The 18,278-nt window shown below is 56.0% G+C and carries 16 protein-coding genes; 4 read left to right on the forward strand and 12 right to left on the reverse strand.

Going from position 1 to position 18,278, the window contains the following annotated elements:
* Positions 1-8 precede the first annotated feature (8 nt).
* Entirely contained in the window at positions 9-1,712 is a 1,704-nt protein-coding gene (locus tag AC2FAP_RS17815; RefSeq protein ID WP_020882698.1) for an AsmA family protein, read from the reverse strand.
* A 119-nt stretch (positions 1,713-1,831) separates the two neighbouring features.
* Positions 1,832-3,223 (reverse strand): xanthine/proton symporter XanP, encoded by a 1,392-nt coding sequence (xanP, locus tag AC2FAP_RS17820; protein WP_032679316.1) that lies wholly within the window; start codon positions 3,221-3,223, stop codon positions 1,832-1,834.
* A 225-nt stretch (positions 3,224-3,448) separates the two neighbouring features.
* Here xanP and gltS point away from each other — a divergent pair, with 225 nt between their 5' ends.
* Positions 3,449-4,651: a sodium/glutamate symporter gene (gltS, locus tag AC2FAP_RS17825; protein ID WP_014168040.1), complete on the forward strand. Its 1,203-nt coding sequence runs from the start codon at positions 3,449-3,451 to the stop codon at positions 4,649-4,651.
* A gap of 2 nt (positions 4,652-4,653) precedes the next feature.
* Here gltS and recG read toward each other — a convergent pair whose 3' ends face one another.
* From recG to gmk, 5 genes are read right to left on the reverse strand one after another with little or no spacing between them, the layout of a single operon-like run.
* On the reverse strand, positions 4,654-6,735 hold the full coding sequence (gene recG, locus AC2FAP_RS17830; protein WP_479435871.1) for an ATP-dependent DNA helicase RecG: 2,082 nt from the start codon (positions 6,733-6,735) through the stop codon (positions 4,654-4,656).
* Positions 6,736-6,738: 3 nt separating this feature from the next.
* On the reverse strand, positions 6,739-7,428 hold the full coding sequence (gene trmH / locus AC2FAP_RS17835; RefSeq protein ID WP_014168042.1) for a tRNA (guanosine(18)-2'-O)-methyltransferase TrmH: 690 nt from the start codon (positions 7,426-7,428) through the stop codon (positions 6,739-6,741).
* A gap of 4 nt (positions 7,429-7,432) precedes the next feature.
* Complete coding sequence (gene spoT / locus AC2FAP_RS17840) at positions 7,433-9,547, reverse strand: bifunctional GTP diphosphokinase/guanosine-3',5'-bis pyrophosphate 3'-pyrophosphohydrolase (RefSeq protein ID WP_014168043.1); 2,115 nt, start codon at positions 9,545-9,547, stop codon at positions 7,433-7,435.
* 19 nt (positions 9,548-9,566) lie between these two features.
* Positions 9,567-9,842 (reverse strand): DNA-directed RNA polymerase subunit omega, encoded by a 276-nt coding sequence (gene rpoZ / locus AC2FAP_RS17845; protein ID WP_000135058.1) that lies wholly within the window; start codon positions 9,840-9,842, stop codon positions 9,567-9,569.
* Positions 9,843-9,896: 54 nt separating this feature from the next.
* Positions 9,897-10,520, reverse strand: a complete 624-nt coding sequence (gene gmk / locus AC2FAP_RS17850) for a guanylate kinase (protein WP_014168044.1) — start codon at positions 10,518-10,520, stop codon at positions 9,897-9,899.
* A 251-nt stretch (positions 10,521-10,771) separates the two neighbouring features.
* Here gmk and ligB point away from each other — a divergent pair, with 251 nt between their 5' ends.
* Positions 10,772-12,442: an NAD-dependent DNA ligase LigB gene (ligB, locus tag AC2FAP_RS17855; RefSeq protein ID WP_151887209.1), complete on the forward strand. Its 1,671-nt coding sequence runs from the start codon at positions 10,772-10,774 to the stop codon at positions 12,440-12,442.
* Between the two features lie 68 nt (positions 12,443-12,510).
* Here ligB and AC2FAP_RS17860 read toward each other — a convergent pair whose 3' ends face one another.
* Positions 12,511-13,128, reverse strand: a complete 618-nt coding sequence (locus AC2FAP_RS17860) for a trimeric intracellular cation channel family protein (protein WP_020882694.1) — start codon at positions 13,126-13,128, stop codon at positions 12,511-12,513.
* Between the two features lie 251 nt (positions 13,129-13,379).
* Complete coding sequence (locus tag AC2FAP_RS17865; RefSeq protein ID WP_020882693.1) at positions 13,380-14,243, reverse strand: YicC/YloC family endoribonuclease; 864 nt, start codon at positions 14,241-14,243, stop codon at positions 13,380-13,382.
* A gap of 125 nt (positions 14,244-14,368) precedes the next feature.
* Here AC2FAP_RS17865 and rph point away from each other — a divergent pair, with 125 nt between their 5' ends.
* Together rph and pyrE are read left to right on the forward strand one after the other, a co-directional pair.
* A complete protein-coding gene (gene rph / locus AC2FAP_RS17870; protein WP_013094888.1) occupies positions 14,369-15,085 on the forward strand; it encodes a ribonuclease PH in 717 nt (238 codons plus the stop codon).
* A gap of 68 nt (positions 15,086-15,153) precedes the next feature.
* On the forward strand, positions 15,154-15,795 hold the full coding sequence (pyrE, locus tag AC2FAP_RS17875; protein ID WP_014168048.1) for an orotate phosphoribosyltransferase: 642 nt from the start codon (positions 15,154-15,156) through the stop codon (positions 15,793-15,795).
* A 39-nt stretch (positions 15,796-15,834) separates the two neighbouring features.
* Here pyrE and slmA read toward each other — a convergent pair whose 3' ends face one another.
* The 3 genes from slmA to coaBC form a co-directional block, all read right to left on the reverse strand.
* The gene (slmA, locus tag AC2FAP_RS17880; protein WP_020882692.1) at positions 15,835-16,431 is read right to left on the reverse strand and encodes a nucleoid occlusion factor SlmA; all 597 of its coding nucleotides are present in this window, start codon (positions 16,429-16,431) and stop codon (positions 15,835-15,837) included.
* A gap of 120 nt (positions 16,432-16,551) precedes the next feature.
* A complete protein-coding gene (gene dut, locus AC2FAP_RS17885; RefSeq protein ID WP_014168052.1) occupies positions 16,552-17,010 on the reverse strand; it encodes a dUTP diphosphatase in 459 nt (152 codons plus the stop codon).
* A complete protein-coding gene (gene coaBC, locus AC2FAP_RS17890) occupies positions 16,988-18,199 on the reverse strand; it encodes a bifunctional phosphopantothenoylcysteine decarboxylase/phosphopantothenate--cysteine ligase CoaBC (protein WP_025206464.1) in 1,212 nt (403 codons plus the stop codon). The genes dut and coaBC overlap by 23 nt, the downstream gene beginning before the upstream one ends.
* Between the last annotated feature and the right edge of the window lie 79 nt (positions 18,200-18,278).

An 18,278-nucleotide genomic window follows, 5' to 3' on the forward strand; every position in this document is an offset into this window, starting at 1 on the left:
TCTTCCTTTCAGGGAGAGGGCTGGGGCGAGGATAGTGTCGACACCTCTCCCCCCGTCATCGTCTGTTGCACCTGCTGTTTATCCATATTTACCGCATTCAGTTTACCGTTAACCGTCGGCTTCAGCGGTGCGTTGGCCTGCACGCTGCCGCTGGCGGTTAGCTGGATATTGCCATCACCGCCAATGGGCAGCGCCGGCCAGCCCCACGCCTGCAGCACGTTGAGCGGCACGCCGCGTCCGTTCAGGCTGATTGTGGTCTGCCGTGGCGGAAGCTGTGATACCGTCGCCGTGGCTTCCAGAATGCCTTTTTCGGTGAAAGCGCTCAGGTCGGTAATGTTTACCGTTGAGGCGTTAGCGTTCAGCGCCAGCGACGGACGACGCACGTCCACGCGGTTAAAGGTCGCCGCCGCGCCGTTCAGCGTTGCGCTGCCACCCCATACGCCCCACTGGCGATCTTTCGCCAGCTGCAGGTTCGCACCATAGCCATCAAGAGAGGTGATTTGCCACGGGAAGGCCGGGTCGATATCGATAACCAGGTTGCGGCTCAGGCCGAATTTTTTCAGCGTCAGGCTGTTCAGCCATTCCGGTAACGGCTCCATCCACAGCGTTTTCCAGTTCTGCGGCAGGGTGTATTCCAGCCCGGCGATAGCGACATCGTCCAGCACCAGCGCGTTACCTTCGCGCAGCCAGTTGCCGGAAGCGCGAACCATGCCGCCTTCCCAGCGGGAGGTAAACTGGCGCAGCGCCACGCCTTGCGGGGAGAACTCCGCATTCATGATCGGGTCGAACAGATGCAGAGAGCCATAAATAAACTCGCTGGCGTTCATGGACAAACGCCCCTCCTGACTTTGCCAGTCGCCTTTGCTGAGTGTCAGGTTGCGCAGGCTTAAATCGAGATCGGTCACCGCCCAGTCCGGCCCCTGCAGGCGTGCGTCAGTCACTTCCAGACGGCCAATCTGCAGCGAGGGAATGGTGGTCAGAGGCGCGAAGAAATCCACCAGTGACTTATCGCTTTGCAGGCGGATCTCATTCAGACGCATGGTGTCGATAATCCAGCTGCCGTCAGCGTTGCGCAGGGCGGACCCGGTGAGCGAACCGCGCGCCATATCGGCACCAATGGTGTTCAGCACCACCTCTTTGCCGTTGAGTTGTCCCTGGATCAGCACGTTGGTGGCCGGCACGCCGTTCAGGGTAAGCGAGCCTGCGCTCACCTGGATCTGTGCGTTTTTACCCAACACATTGCCTGCTTCTGGCTGCCACGGGCTGACGCCGCCCGTCACTTTCTGTGCGCTGAGATCCCATTCCGTATTGGGGCTGTTAAAGGCCATGTTGTTCAACTGCAAACGGTCCGCCTGGAACGGGAGCGGTGCCGTCTGAGGAGAAAGATTAAGCGTGCCATCGAACAGGGTAATGGTGTCCATGTGCAGCGGATCGGTGACCTGTCGGCTACTCAGACCAATATCGACTTTCCTGGCTACCAGCGTGGCGGGTTTACCGTCGCGGCCAAACGTGACGTTTTCCAGAATGATGTGGGAAGGTGACGAAAAGCGGTGATCCATCAGGTCGAAATTGAGTTCGTAATCGGTATTCACCGTTATCCAGTTGCTGGCCTGAGATGCTCCCCAGCGGGTCTGGAGCAGAATATAGAGCGCCAGCACCACAATGAGCAGGGCCACCAGAAGATAGACGAGTACCTTTCCAATAAATTTCATGGTCTTCCATCCCGCGAAACGCACATAAGGGAGTTATGCACGATTTATGCGCAATGCTCAAGGCGGGAATGGTGTAAAGAGATGTCACGGCAGGCGTTGACAGCCTGCCGTGAGGGCGATCAATTTTTCTCAGGCGGGAAAACGAGGTTCAGAACAATCGCAGTGATACCGCCTGCCGCAATGCCGGAAGAGAGCAGGTTTTTCACCCAGTCCGGGGCAAACTGCAGGATCAGCGGTTGCTGTGAAACACCCAGACCCACGGCCAGCGACAGGGCAATGATCATGATGGCGCGGCGGTTCAGCGGTTCGCGGGAGACGATACGTACACCGGAAGCCGCGATGGTCCCGAACATCACCAGCGTTGCGCCGCCCAGCACCGGTTCAGGTATATGCTGCACAAAACCGCTTACCGCCGGGAACAGGCCGAGGACGATCAGCATCAGCGCCACCACAAAACCGACGTAGCGGCTGGCAACGCCAGTCAGCTGGATCACGCCGTTGTTCTGGCCGAAGCAGGAGTTCGGGAAGGTGTTGAAGACCGCAGAGACAAACGAGTTCAGGCCGTTCGCCAGCACGCCGCCTTTCAGGCGTTTCATATACAGCGGGCCGGAGACCGGCTGCTCGGAGACATCAGACGTGGCGGTGATATCGCCAATCGTCTCCAGCGAGGTGATCATAAAGACCAGCATCAGCGGCAGCAGCAGACCCCAGTCAATGCCCAGGCCGTAGTACAGCGGTGTTGGAATGGTGATCAGCGCACTGTTGGTCTGCGGGGTATTCTCCGGTAGCATACCCAGCGCCCAGGCCAGCAGATAACCGGCCGCCATGGCGATCACCAGCGATGCCACACGCAGATACGGGTTACGCTGACGGTTAAGCAGAATAATGATTGCCAGTACCACGCCGGCCAGCAGCAGGTTTTTCGGTGCACCAAAAGTGTGGTCGCTCATTGCCGCATAACCGCCACCGATGGAGGTCAGGCCAACCTGAATCAGCGACAGGCCAATGATCATCACCACCACGCCGGATACCAGCGGCGTGATCACGCGACGCGCCAGGTGCAGTACCCGGGAGATCACCATCTCGGTGCAACTGGCCAGCATCAGCGTGCCAAACAGCGCCGCCATCATGGTCGGAACATCCGCGCCGCCGGTTTTGAGGGCTGTACCGCCCATGATCAGCGGTGCGACGAAGTTAAAACTGGTGCCCTGGATCGACAACAATCCAGACCCCACCGGGCCCCACGCTTTAATTTGAATAATGGACGCCACGCCGGAGGCAAAGAGGGACATACTGATGATGTGCTGTGTATCCTGAGCCGGTAAACCAAGCGCCTGGCAGATCAGCAGCGCCGGGGTGATCACCGCAACGAACATAGCCAGCAGGTGTTGGCAGGCGGCAAAGAGCGTCTGAGGAAGAGGCGGACGGTCTTCAAGGCGGTAAATCAGTTCGCTATTTTGCTTCTGCGCAATCGGTTGCGCATCGGGAGACTCAAGGGTGTTAACGGACATCGGCGGCAATCCCACGGTGGAAAAGCGGGCATTTTATCTGACCACCTGGTAAAAGCAAACGATTGCCAACAAAAAAAGACAAGAAAATCTGCCGCTGTGAGCAGGTTTTCTACAACCCATGGGGAAAAAAAATTACACTTTTTGCGCCGGCGGCTCATGACGAGCGCAAGCCGGCCCAGGATAACGCCGCGTGTGTATGGAACACGCGCATAACAGGAGCCTTTTATGATTCATCTCGATACGTTGTCGACCCTTGTTGCCGCAACGCTGGTCTTACTGCTTGGCCGTAAGCTCGTACACAGCGTTTCCCTTCTGAAGAAATACACCATTCCTGAACCTGTTGCCGGCGGACTGCTGGTGGCGCTGGCCCTGCTGGTGCTGAAGAAAAGCATGGGCTGGGAAATTGATTTTGATATGTCCCTGAAAGATCCGCTGATGCTGGCCTTCTTTGCCACCATTGGCCTGAATGCCAACCTGGCGAGCCTACGGACGGGTGGCAAAGTGCTCGGCGTATTTCTGATCGTGGTGGTAGGGCTGCTAGTGATGCAAAACGCCATTGGTATCGGGATGGCTACGCTGCTGGGGCTGGATCCGCTGATGGGGCTGCTGGCCGGATCAATCACCCTCTCTGGTGGCCACGGTACCGGGGCGGCGTGGAGCAAGCTGTTTACTGAGCGCTACGGCTTTGAAAACGCCACCGAAGTGGCGATGGCCTGCGCCACCTTCGGTCTGGTGCTGGGCGGCCTGATCGGCGGGCCGGTGGCGCGGTATCTGGTGAAGCACTCTGGTACGCCAGACGGAAGACCGGACGATGAGCTGGTACCCACTGCCTTTGAAAAACCCGACGTCGGGCGCACCATCACTTCGCTGGTGTTGATTGAAACTATCGCGATGATTGCCATCTGCCTGACGGTGGGCAAAGTGGTTGCGCAATGGCTGGCAGGTTCAGCGTTCGAGCTCCCGACGTTTGTGTGCGTGCTGTTTGTTGGGGTGCTGCTGAGTAACGGTCTGGCGCTGATGGGCTTCTACCGCGTATTTGAACGTGCCGTATCGGTGCTTGGCAACGTCTGCCTGTCGCTGTTCCTGGCGATGGCCCTGATGAGCCTCAAGCTCTGGGAGCTGGCCTCACTGGCGCTGCCGATGGTGGCTATTCTGGCCGTTCAGGCACTGTTTATGGCGTTCTATGCCATGTTTGTAACCTGGCGCATGATGGGTAAAAACTACGATGCAGCAGTGCTGGCGGCCGGGCATTGTGGGTTTGGTCTGGGGGCAACGCCGACGGCTATCGCCAACATGCAGGCGATCACCGAACGTTTTGGGCCTTCGCATATGGCGTTTCTGGTGGTCCCGATGGTCGGGGCGTTCTTCATTGATATCGTCAACGCGCTGGTGATCAAGCTTTACCTGATGCTGCCGATGTTTGCCTGAGATCAGGCGTTGGAATAGCGTTCAGTTTCCGGCATCCAGCGCTCAATTAACGCTGCCGCCTGTTCGGGGTAGCGCTCATGAATATGGCGTGCGAGGCGCTGAACTTCGGGGATCATGGCCTGATCGCGCAGTAAATCTGCCACTTTGAATTCGGCATTACCCGTCTGACGCGTGCCCAGCAGTTCGCCTGGGCCGCGGATCTCCAGGTCTTTTTGTGCAATCACAAAACCGTCGTTACTGTCGCGCAGCACCTGCAAACGCATCTGTGCGGTTTTCGAGAGCGGTGCTTTGTAGAGCAGCACGCAGTGAGAGGCGACAGCACCGCGGCCAACGCGGCCGCGCAGCTGATGGAGTTGCGCAAGGCCAAGACGTTCCGGGTTTTCGATGATCATCAGGCTGGAATTGGGCACGTCTACGCCGACTTCAATCACCGTTGTGGCAACCAGCAAATGCAGTTCACCCTGTTTGAACGACTGCATCACCGCCTGTTTCTCAGTAGGCTTCATCCGCCCGTGAACCAGACCCACGTTCAGCTCGGGCAGCGCCAGCTTCAGCTCTTCCCACGTCGCTTCCGCGGCCTGCGCTTCAAGCAGTTCAGACTCTTCAATTAACGTGCAGACCCAGTAGGCCTGACGGCCTTCGTGAGTGCAGGCGTTGCGCACGCGGTCGATGATATCGCTCCGGCGTGTGTCCGGAATGGCGACCGTGGTGACCGGTGTACGGCCCGGCGGCAGTTCGTCGATGGTCGATGTATCGAGATCGGCGTAGGCGGTCATTGCCAGGGTGCGCGGGATAGGTGTGGCAGTCATGATCAGCTGATGCGGGTGGAAGCCCTGCTGCAGCCCTTTCTCCCACAGCGCCAGACGCTGGTGTACACCGAAGCGGTGTTGTTCGTCGATAATCACCAGGGCAAGACCATTAAACTGTACCTGCTCCTGGAAAATCGCGTGCGTGCCGACAATCATCTGTACCTGACCGCTGGCAATGGCGTCCTGTTGTGCCTGACGCGCTTTACCTTTTTGCTTCCCGGCAAGCCAGCCCACTTCAATCCCAAGCGGGGCAAACCACGCGCGGAAGTTATTAGCGTGCTGTTCAGCCAGCAGTTCGGTGGGGGCCATTAGCGCCACCTGCCTGCCGTGGGCAATTGCGCGCAGGGCAGCCAGGGCTGCAACCAGCGTTTTACCGGAACCCACATCCCCCTGAACCAGGCGCATCATGGGCACATCGAGCGCCATATCGCGTTCGATCTCGGCCGTGACGCGTGCCTGTGCACCGGTGGGTTTAAACGGCAGGGAGGCCAGCAGCTTATCTTTGAGTTCATCTCGCGGGCTTAAGGGCTGGGCATGAAAACGCTGCGCGCCCGCCCTTACCGCCAGCATGCTCAGGTTATGAGCCAGTAATTCCTCAAGGATAAGACGCCGTTGAGCGGGGTGTTTGCCGCTTTCCAGGTCGCTAAGCTGCAGGGTTGGCGGCGGGCGGTGCAGGGTGCGCAGCGCCTCGGGCAGACTCATCATGCCCTGAGCCAGCTCAGGCGGCAGTAGCTCGGTAATGGCGCAGGTATCCAGCAGTTCCAGCACCTGTTCAGTGAGCTTACGCAGCGTTGCCTGCTTGATGCCTTCGGTCGTCGGATAAACCGGGGTCAGAGTCTCCTGCAGCTCCGGCGTGCTCAGATCTCCCTGGACGCGATACTCCGGGTGGATCATCTCTGCGCCGTATTTCCCGCGTTTGGCTTCACCATAGGCCAGCACCCTGCGACCGGTCGCAAGGCTGTTTTTCATGGCCGCATTGAAGTTGAAAAAGCGCAGGGTGAGAATGCCGGTGCCGTCGCTGATCTGACAGGTCATCATCCGGCGTCCGCCAAAGGTGATATTGCAGTTCAGTACTTCGCCTTCAACGGTGGCGTAAATGGCAGGCAGCAGATCGCCAATCTTATAGAGTTGGGTGCGGTCTTCATAACGCAGGGGGAGATGGAGCAGGAGATCCTGCACGGTATGCAGGCCAATTTTTGCCAGTTTACTGCTTTGCGCCGCACCTACGCCCGTCAGGCTATTGAGCGGTATGGCATCCAGCAGACGGCCTTTCATCGGTTATCCTGCGTACTGCATGGTGGCCCACCACTCGGCATCGGCTTCAATTTCGCCCTGCGCGTTGACGTGGGGGTAAGGCAGTTTTTTCTGTTTCGCGACGCGAGCCAGCACCGGGTAACCACCTTCGAACAGCAGGCGCTGCTGCTCCTCTTCCGGCAGCATGCTGTTGCTGCGCTTGTACATGCCCGCGTTCTGACGCTGGCGCTGCGCTTCATAGAGAATGAGCGCAGAGGCCACGGAGACATTGAGAGACTGCACCATGCCGATCATGGGGATGATGATATCCTGATCCGCCAGATCCAGCGCTTCCTGGGTGATCCCGGTTTTCTCCTGACCCATCAAAATACAGGTCGGGCGGGTGTAGTCGATCTCACGAAAATCGACGGCTTTTGCGGACAGGTTAGTGGCCAGGACCTGCATACCGCGACCTTTCAGGTGCGATACGGCTTCGCCAATAGTCTGGTGGGTTTTGACGGACACCCAGCTGTTACTGCCTGCGGCAGTTGAAGCCATGGTTCGCATGCGGGCACCCGGCCAGACGGCGTGCACTTCATGCACGCCTACGGCGTCTGCGGTACGGACAATTGCAGAGACGTTATGAGGTTTGTGGACCTGCTCCATGCAGACCGTCAGGTCAGGCTGACGCCTGGCGAGCATTTCGCAGATACGCTCGTAACGTTTTGAATTCATAAGTCTAGTTTCGGTTACGGGTGACTTTAATCACGTCCGGCATCACGCGGATCTTGCGCATAATGTTCGCCAGATGCACGCGGTCACGGGCGGTCAGACGAATAAAGGCGCTGTAGACGCGGCCATCTTTCTCTTCCGTGTTCAGGCTCTGAATGTTGGAAGAGGCCGTATTGATTGCTGCCGTCAGGTTCGCCAGGGCACCCTGGTGGTTGAACATATCCACCTTAATTTCGGTGATAAATTCCTGTGCCGTCTCTTTATCCCACTCGACTGCCATGAACTTCTCCGCCTCTTTTTGATAGCCGCGGATGTTACGACAGGATTCGTGGTGGATAACCAGACCTTTACCCGGACTGACGTGCGCAATAATCGGGTCACCCGGGATAGGACGGCAACATTTCGCGAAGGTGATAAGTACGCCGTCCGCGCCTTTGATCGGCAGATGACCGTGGCTTTGCGTCGTCGTCGGGATCGCCGTGGTATCACCCTGCTGCAGGTTCTTCGCCACGACCACGCTCATGGCGTTGCCGAGGCCGATTTCTGCCAGCAGGTCATCAAGCGAGGCGAGCTTCATGCGCTCCAGCTCACGCTGAATGTTCTCTTTCGGGATCTCAGCCAGCTTACGGCTACCACCCAACGCATGGTTGAGCAGACGACGCCCCAGGCTGACAGAATCATCGCGCTTGAGGTTTTTCAGCAACTGGCGGATTTTGGCGCGAGCTTTGGAACTCACGACAAAGTTCAGCCAGGCCGCGTTCGGGCGTGCGCCCGGTGCGGTAATAATTTCCACCGTCTGGCCGCTGGAAAGCGGCTGAGAGAGCGGATAAGGCTGCCTGTCGACGCGCGCGCCCACGCAGGCGTGGCCGATATCGGTATGCACGGCGTAAGCAAAGTCGACCGGCGTAGCGCCTGCAGGTAGTTCGACAATGCGGCCTTCTGGGGTGAAAACGTAAATCTCATCCGGGAAGAGATCGGATTTAACGCTCTCGATAAATTCAAACGAGCTACCCGCACTCTGCTGCAGCTCCAGCAGGCTTTGCATCCAGCGCTGGGCGCGGATTTGTGCGGTTGTACTGCTTTCACCACCGTGCTCTTTATAAGCCCAGTGTGCAGCCACACCCATCTCCGCCATCTGGTCCATGTCTTCGGTGCGGATCTGCACTTCAACAGGCACGCCGTGTGGACCGATCATCGAGGTGTGCAAAGATTGATAGCCGTTCGCTTTTGGAATGGCGATGTAATCTTTCATGCGCCCTGGACGCGGTTTGTACAGGCTGTGCATCTGGCCCAGCACGCGATAGCAGGTATCAGAGTCGTGGACGATCACGCGGAACGCGTAGATATCCATGATCGAATGAAAACGCTGCTCTTTGAGCACCATTTTGCAGTAGATGGAGTACAGATGTTTTTCGCGACCGCTGACGCGGCACGGAATTCCCGCTTCCTGTAAACGACCTTCAATTTCAGAGAGGATCTTTTGAATCATCTCTTTACGGTTGCCGCGTGCGGCTTTCACCACCTCTTTAATCACGCGATAGCGGTTCGGGTACAACGCTTCAAAACCCAGCTCTTCCAGCTCGGTTTTAATGTGGTGGATACCTAAACGGTGCGCCAGCGGACTGTAGATTTCGAGGGTTTCACGGGCAATGCGGCGACGTTTGTCCGGGCGAAGTGAGCCCAGCGTGCGCATATTGTGGGTACGGTCAGCAAGTTTGATAAGAATGACGCGGATATCCTGCACCATCGCCATAATCATCTTGCGAAAGTTTTCGGCTTGCGCCTCTTTCTTGTCGCGGAATTTCAGCTTATCAAGCTTAGAGACCCCTTCCACCAGCTCGGCAACGCTTTTGCCAAACAGCTGTTCCATATCCTGGTAGGTGGCAGGGGTATCTTCGATCACATCATGCAGCAGGGCGGCCATCAGCGTTTCGTAGTCGAGTTTCATCTCGGCCAGAATACAGGCCACCGCTACCGGGTGCGTGATATAGGGTTCACCGCTTGAACGTGCCTGGCCCTCGTGAGCGTCACGTGCAACGAGATACGCCTGCTGAAGACGCTTAATCTGGTCTTCAGGCAGGTAAGTTTGAATCAGTTGATTCAGGCTTTCAAACAGATACAAGGGCGACCCGCAGGTTTAATTAACGACGACCTTCAGCAATGGCGGTTACGGCCTGCAGTTCTGCGGCTTCCTGCTCTTGCTGCTCCTGGCGCTCACGTACGTCGAGGATCTGATTGTTGATCAGACCTTCTTCGATTTCGCGAAGTGCAATAACGGTAGTTTTATCGTTTTCTTCCGGTACCAGCGGATCTTTACCGCCTACCTGCATCTGACGAGCGCGACGCGCGGCGACCAGCACCAGGTCAAAACGGTTACCAATTTTCTCTACAGCGTCCTGAACAGTTACGCGTGCCATACTTAAAATGCTCCACAGGTGAAGAAATGACTGGGCATGATACTGAAAGTGGGTTCAGTCTGCCAACAGTTTGGTGATTAATGCGTCATGTCGCTGCTTCTGGCGGCTCATACGCAAGCGTTCTGCGCGAAGAATGGTTTTGAGATCGCTCAGCGCGGCATCAAAATCATCATTCACAATAAGGTAATCATATTCCGCGTAATGGCTCATTTCTGCAACTGCCTGCTCCATACGCCGGGCGATCACTTCCTCGCTGTCCTGACCGCGGCCACGCAGTCGGCGATCCAGCTCATCTTTCGATGGCGGTAAAATAAAGATACTGCGTGAATCAGGCATTTTCTTGCGAATCTGCTGTGCGCCCTGCCAGTCGATATCCAGGAACACATTTACGCCCGTGGCCAGAACCTGCTCAATGGTTTCACGCGAAGTGCCGTAGTAGTTACCGAAAACTTCTGCGTGTTCAAGAAACGCGTCTCTGCCAATCATCGCTCTGAATTCATCGTGATCAACAAAGAAATAGTGTTCACCGTGCACTTCACCCGGACGCGGTTTACGCGTGGTGTGAGAAACAGAAACCTGTGTGTCGTACAACGGTTGGGTTTTTAACAGTGCCTGAATAAGGCTGGATTTACCCGCGCCACTAGGGGCAGAAACAATATAAAGCGTGCCTTGAGCCATGAGAGTCTTTTGTATGTGTTAACGAAGAAGTCCTACATACGGGCTTATTATACACGTCGCCGCTGTGTGACGTAGCCTTTGTCACACTTTTTCCCCTGCATTATTGAATTTTGCGCGCCGTTTTCAGGTTTTACAGCTGTTTTGCAGCAATAAAAATAAACGTCTGACAACGCCTCGCAGAGTGAAAGATGGCCATTAGCACGGTTTTCCGTGTCGGGTTATACCTCCACCAAAGTAAAGGAGGGGTGGCGATGTGGCGATGGATGAGCGGATTAATGCTGTTGTGGTGCGGCTACGGTGCGGCGGTGTGTCCCGTGTGGTCTCAGGCAAAAGCAGAGAAAGAGATTGCGACATTGAGTGCGCAAGTCAAACGCTGGGATGATGCCTACTGGAAGCAGGGCGTGAGCGAGGTGAATGACGACGTCTATGACCAGCTTAATGGCCGTTTAAAGCAGTGGCAGCGCTGCTTCGGCGATATACCTTCTGAGGAGGCCTTACCGGTTCTAACGGGGAGCGTAAGACATCCTGTTGCCCATACGGGAGTGCATAAAGCGGCCAGTAAAGAAGAGCTACGCCAGTGGATGCGTGGTCGTGACACTCTCTGGATGCAGCCAAAAGTCGACGGGGTGGCAGTGACGCTGGTGTATCGCGACGGAAAGTTAACCCAGGCTATCAGTCGTGGTGATGGGCTTAAAGGTGAAGACTGGACTGCACAAGTGTATTTAATTCCCGCAGTGCCCAAAAAAGTGACCGGAGCGCTGGCCAACAGCGTCTTACAGGGAGAGCTTTTTTGGTTACGCGACAACCATCTTCAGCGACAGATGGGGGGAATGAACGCACGGGCAAAAGTGGCGGGCGCGATGATGCGGCAAAAGGACAGTCCACTTCTGAGCCAGACAGGGATATTTATCTGGGCCTGGCCGGATGGGCCGAAAGTGATGTCGAATGCGCTGTCTGAGTTATCTAAAGCCGGCTTTTCCCTGACGGCGCGTTATACCCTGCCTGTACAGACTGTTGATGCTGTCGAGAAACAGCGCTCGACGTGGCACAACACGGCATTACCCTTTGCCACGGACGGCATTGTGGTGCGGTCCGCGGATGCTCCTCCCGGCGAAAACTGGTTGCCCGGAGAAGGCAGCTGGGTCGTCGCATGGAAATACCCCCCAGTCGCACAGATCGCCGAAGTAAGAGATATTCATTTTGCCGTGGGGCGCACGGGAAAAATCTCGGTCGTGGCGGCGCTGGTCCCTGTCCTGCTGGATGATAAGCAGGTACAGCGGGTCAGTCTTGGGTCCGTTGAACGCTGGCAAAGGCTGGATATTGCGACGGGTGATCAGATACAGGTCAGTCTGGCCGGGCAGGGTATCCCGCGGTTCGATAAGGTGGTCTGGCGGGGGGAAGAGAGACAAAAGCCCACACCTCCGGCCTCGCATTATCATGCGCAGAGCTGTTTTTACGCCTCGCCGGTGTGTATGGAGCAGTTCTTTGCCCGCCTGACGTGGCTTGGTTCAAAGCACGTGCTGGATATTGAAGGAGTCGGTGAGTCAGGCTGGCGGGCGCTGTATCAGGCGCATCATTTTGAACATATCTTCTCATGGCTGACATTAACGCAGGCGCAGCTGGAGTCTACCCCGGGGTTTTCCGCAGCACGCGGGCTGGCGCTCTGGCATCGCTTTAATCTGGTACGTGAGCGACCCTTTATTCGTTGGATCATGGCATTGGGTGTTCCGCTGACGCAGGCCTCGCTAAACGCTATGGGAGACCTGACGTGGCAGAAAATGCGTGAGCGTAACGCAGCAGACTGGCAGGCACTTCCCGGCACAGGAAAGGAGAAAGCCCGGCAGCTCGTTGCGTTTATTCATGATCCTGGCATTGCCGGCCTGGTTGCCTGGCTCGGCAAGCAGGGAGTGCAAGGATTCTGACATGAGCTTGCTGTCGCTTATCGCGAATAAACGCCGCTATCTTATCGGGGAGAATAGATAGCGGCCAGTCAGTGGGTGTCCTGAGTGTAATGAAACACGGGCAGTCCCAGTTTCAAGCGCAGCGCAAGCAAGCGAGCCGTGAAGCCGAATAACAAGGTGGCGATGACCACGACGTCATGGCTGGAAACATAATGCTGTAAAGCGATATACAGAACGGCTGATGCAAAGGATATCCCAGCGTAGAGCTCTTTTTGAAAGACCAGAGGAATGCGTTTGCAGAACATATCGCGCAGTACGCCGCCAAATACGCCCGTCACGACTGCGGCAATAGTGGCAATCACCGGGCTTTCGCCCATATCCAGCGCAATTTGTGCCCCGATGATGGAGAACACGACCAGGCCCAGAGCATCAAGCACTAAAAACAGACGTCGAAGATGGGGCATTACAGGAGCAAGGATAGTGGTCAGCACTGCGGCGACAGCCACAATGATGATGTACTCGGGGTGCTTAACCCAGCCGAGAGGGTAATGCCCCAGCAGGATATCACGTACCGATCCGCCTCCTAGCGCGGTGGCGGTAGCAATAATGATGACCCCAAACGTATCCATACGACGGCGTCCGGCAGCGAGTGCACCGGTCATGGCTTCGGCAGTGATCCCGACGAGATAAAGGATATGTAGCAGCATGTGTTCCCCCGATAGTGAGGGCAACAGGGTAGCGTTTTGTGCGGTCTGTCACGATTTAGTTTTTCTTGTGTGAGGGCGTTAGCCTTATTTTTGATAATGACTGAACGTTGTTTGGCTGGGTGTAATGGCGTTAAACGGTAATTTTCACATTACAATTATTCATGTTATAGGCGTTTGCCGCCGATAGCCTGTTCCGATAAAAAAATGGCCCCTGAACGGGGCCATGATGAGAAAGCGGCTTGAATAAAGCGTTACTCGATATTCTGGATCTGCTCGCGCATCTGCTCAATCAGCACTTTCAGTTCAATGGCGGAGTTGGTCACTTCAGCATTGATCGATTTCGAGGCCAGGGTGTTCGACTCGCGGTTGAACTCCTGCATCATAAAGTCGAGACGACGCCCTACGGCTTCTTTCTTCTTCAGGATGTTGTAAGTCTCTTTAACGTGCGCTTCCAGACGATCCAGCTCTTCGGCGACGTCAATGCGCTGTGCCATCAGCACCAGTTCTTGTTCCAGACGGGTATTTTCCAGCTGAACTTCCGCTTCTTCCAGTTTGGCCACCAGGCGCTCACGCTGCCATTGCAGGACCGCAGGCATATGGGTACGGACTTTAGCCACTTCGGTGGTCACGCCTTCCAGACGCTGCTCAATCATCGCTTTGAGGGCCTGGCCTTCAGTTTCGCGGGCAATGATAAAGTCATCCAGCGTGCTGTCGAGGGCACTGAGAATTTCTGCGGCAATCGTGTCCAGATCCTGCTCACCGGCGGCCATGACGCCAGGCCAGCGCAGAATATCGACCGGGTTGATTTCCCCTTCATCGCTTTGCATCTTGACCCAGTTCGCTGCAGTGACGAGCTGTTTCGCCAGTTTTTCGTTGAGGATCAGCTCACCCTGGGCGCTGGCATCAGGCTCAAAACGCAGGTTACATTCCACTTTACCGCGCGTCAGACGAGCACGGATACGCTCGCGCACAACAGGTTCAAGGCTGCGGAACTGCTCCGGCATACGGAAATACGTTTCCAGGTAGCGCTGGTTTACCGAGCGCATTTCCCATGTAGCGCTACCCCAGCTACCCTTGATTTCACGCCGGGCGTAGGCGGTCATACTGCGGATCATAGACATTCCCGTTTTTAAAGGAGAGATGGGGGGATTATAGCTTTCGGGGGCTTCTCAGGATAGGAATAAGCGTCCTTTATCCGTATAATGCGCAGCCACATTCGTTTCAAGCCGGAGATTTCATTATGCGTCCAGCAGGTCGTAGCGCCAATCAGGTGCGTCCCGTCACCCTGACCCGTAACTATACAAAACACGCAGAAGGCTCCGTACTGGTTGAGTTTGGTGACACCAAAGTGCTGTGCACCGCGTCCATCGAAGAGGGCGTTCCACGCTTCCTGAAAGGTCAGGGCCAGGGCTGGATCACTGCGGAATATGGCATGTTGCCGCGTGCAACCCATACCCGTAACGCCCGCGAAGCGGCAAAAGGCAAGCAGGGCGGTCGTACCATGGAAATCCAGCGTCTGATCGCACGTGCGCTGCGCGCCGCCGTTGATCTGAAAACACTGGGTGAATTTACCATTACTCTGGACTGCGACGTCATTCAGGCAGACGGTGGTACGCGTACGGCGTCGATTACCGGTGCATGTGTGGCGCTGGCTGATGCCCTGAATAAGCTGGTTGCAGCCGGTAAGCTGAAAACGAATCCGATGAAAGGGATGGTCGCGGCTGTTTCCGTGGGTATCGTTAACGGTGAAGCGCTTTGCGATCTGGAATACGTCGAAGATTCCGCTGCCGAGACTGACATGAACGTGGTGATGACTGAAGACGGTCGCATCATTGAGGTGCAGGGCACGGCAGAAGGTGAGCCGTTCACCCATGAAGAACTTCTTACCTTGCTGGCGTTGGCCCGAGGGGGAATTGAATCTATCGTAACGACGCAGAAGGCGGCGTTAGAAAATTGATTTTAAAGGCGACTGATGAGTCGCCTTTTTTTTGTTCGTACAAAAGCAAAAGTCGGAGGAGTAAGCCCATGAAATCCTGGCAGCGTGAGTTTATTGAGTTTGCGCTTAACAAGCAGGTCCTGAAATTTGGCGAGTTTACGCTGAAATCCGGGCGTAAGAGCCCCTATTTCTTCAACGCCGGACTGTTTAATACCGGGCGCGATCTGGCATTGTTAGGCCGTTTCTATGCCGAAGCGCTGGTGGACTCCGGCATTGATTTTGACCTGCTGTTTGGCCCAGCCTATAAAGGCATTCCGATTGCCACTACCACTGCGGTTGCGCTGGCGGAACACCACGACCGCGACGTACCGTACTGCTTTAACCGTAAAGAGGCTAAAACCCACGGTGAAGGCGGTAATCTGGTAGGCAGCGCGCTGCAGGGTCGCGTTATGCTGGTGGATGATGTGATCACCGCTGGTACCGCTATTCGCGAATCGATGGAGATTATTCAGGCCAACGGCGCTACGCTTGCTGGCGTGCTGATCTCTTTGGATCGTCAGGAACGCGGGCGTGGCGAAATCTCTGCGATTCAGGAAGTTGAGCGCGATTACGGCTGTAAAGTGACCTCGATCATCACCCTGAAAGACCTGATTGCGTATCTGGAAGAGAAGCCTGAGATGGCGGATCATCTGGCTGCGGTACGTGGGTATCGCGAAGCTTTCGGCGTGTAATATCAAGCCCGGTGGCGTTCTGCTTACCGGGCCTGAAGATTATTGCAGTTGTGCCGCCACTAACGGCCAACGGGCGTCAAAATCGTCCGTTGGACGGTATTTAAACTCGCTGCGTACAAAGCGGGAGAGCATGCCTTCGCAAAACGACAGGATTTGACTTGCCAGCAGCGTTTCATCGGTGCTGTAACCTTCACCCTCACGCATTTTTTTCTCGCGCAGTACCTGGCGCAGTTGTGCTTCAATACGTTCGAAGAGCTGGTTAATACGGCCCTGCAATCGGTCCTGCTCGAACATCAGCGCGTGGCCAGTCAGGATACGGGTTAAGCCCGGATTGCGCTCACCAAAGCCCAGAATGAGCTGCACAATCAGACGCAAACGCGCAGTCGTGTCTTTTTCGTCTTTCAGAATCAGGTTGATGCGAGTGATCAGACTGTCTTCGATAAATTCGATCAGACTGTCAAACATCCGGGTTTTGCTCGGAAAATGACGATACAACGCCGCTTCAGACACGCCCACGGAGGCGGCCAGTTTTGCGGTGGTGATGCGTTGACTACCATCGCTGGATTCAAGCATCAGCGCCAGAGATTGAAGTATTTCTTCGCGACGGTTCCTTTTCGCGGTTTGTTTTTCTGCCATGTTACAAAATACCCCTGAAAATAAGCACTTGCCAGGCTGGCATCCACACAGCGACCGCAAACTGACGTTTGCGGTTTGTTATTGCATTATGGCGCTGTGAGATACGTGTCGGTCGGGCGGTTATTTGCGCCCGGAATGGCCGAAGCCGCCTTCGCCACGGTCGGTGGCGTCAAAGTCTTCCACCAGATTAAATTCTGCCTGAACCACCGGTACAAAGACCATCTGTGCGATACGCTCGCCCGGTTCAATGGTGAAGCTGTCCTGACCACGGTTCCAGACGGAAACCATCAGTTGACCCTGGTAGTCAGAGTCGATCAGGCCGACCAGGTTACCCAGTACCACTCCATGCTTATGACCCAGACCAGAACGCGGCAGGATCACCGCTGCCAGCGACGGGTCAGCAATGTGGATTGCCAGGCCGGTTGGGATCAGGGTGGTTGCACCCGGAGCCAGCTCTACGGCGTCATCGAGACAGGCGCGCAGGTCAAGACCGGCAGAGCCGGAGGTGGCATAGGTTGGCAGCGCAAATTGCTTACCAACACGCGGGTCCAGAATCTTAACGTCGATTTTTTTCATCATAACGGGTAACGATCTCGTCCAGTAATTGTTGGCCCAGGAGTTCCTTGCGCTCAAGCGGTAAGACTTTATCTCCATCCTGCCAGAAAAGGTGCAGTGCGTTGCTGTCGCTGTTAAATCCTTGCGTGGCCAGCGATACGTCGTTCGCGCAAATCAAATCGAGGTTTTTGCGGGTACGTTTTTGCCGGGCATATTCTTCCACATTATTTGTTTCTGCGGCAAACCCAACAACGTAAGGACGATGGCTTTTCAGTGCGGCGACACCCGCAACAATGTCCGGATTTTTCACCATTTTTAGTGTTAATTCATCGCCTTGCTTTTTAATTTTTGACCCGGAAATGGTTTCGGCACGGTAATCTGCAACAGCCGCACAGCCGATAAAAATCTGCTGGTTCTGCGCATGCGCCTGTACGGCGGCGTCCATCTCCAGGGCGGTGGTGACATCAATACGCTGCACAAATGGCGGTGTCGGTAACGAGACCGGGCCGCTCACCAGCGTGACCTTTGCACCGCGTTTTGCCGCCGCGGCAGCAATGGCAAAGCCCATTTTACCGGAGCTATGGTTGGTAATGTAACGCACCGGGTCCAGCGGCTCGCGCGTTGGACCCGCGGTAATCATGATGTTGAGATGTTGCAGATCGTTGACAGGCGAAAAATGGCCGGCGGCCAGCTCAACGATGGTCAGCGGGTCAAGCATACGACCAGGACCCACATCACCACACGCCTGGCTACCGCTGTCCGGCCCCCAGATGAGCAGGCCGCGTGAGGCCAGCGTCGTCAGATTATGCTGGGTGGCGGCGTTGCGGTACATCTGCTGGTTCATCGCGGGGACGACGGCAACAGGTGCGGGCGTGGCCAGGCAAATGGTCGAGACCAGATCGTTTGCCATGCCGGCTGCTACGCGGGCAATTAAATCTGCTGTGGCGGGGGCAAGGATAACCAGGTCTGCCCATTTTCCCAGCTCAATATGGCCCATCGCGGCTTCGGCGGCCGGATCAAGGAGGCTGTCAGAGACGGGGTACCCTGAAACGGCCTGCAGGCTCAGAGGCGTGATAAAGGCTTTGCCGCCTTCCGTTATCGCGACCCGCACATCCGCCCCGCGCTCGCGCAAACGACGCACCAGCTCCGGCGCTTTATAGGCAGCGATACCGCCGCTCACGCCAAGAACGATTTTTTTACCGGCCAGGCTCATCATGATTCTTTCCTGTTGGGTTTCACCAGAGAGCGGGCATTTTATCACAATCCCAAAAAGGGGGTGATTTTGTCCTTCG

The organism is Enterobacter cloacae complex sp. 394I7, assembly GCF_057320345.1.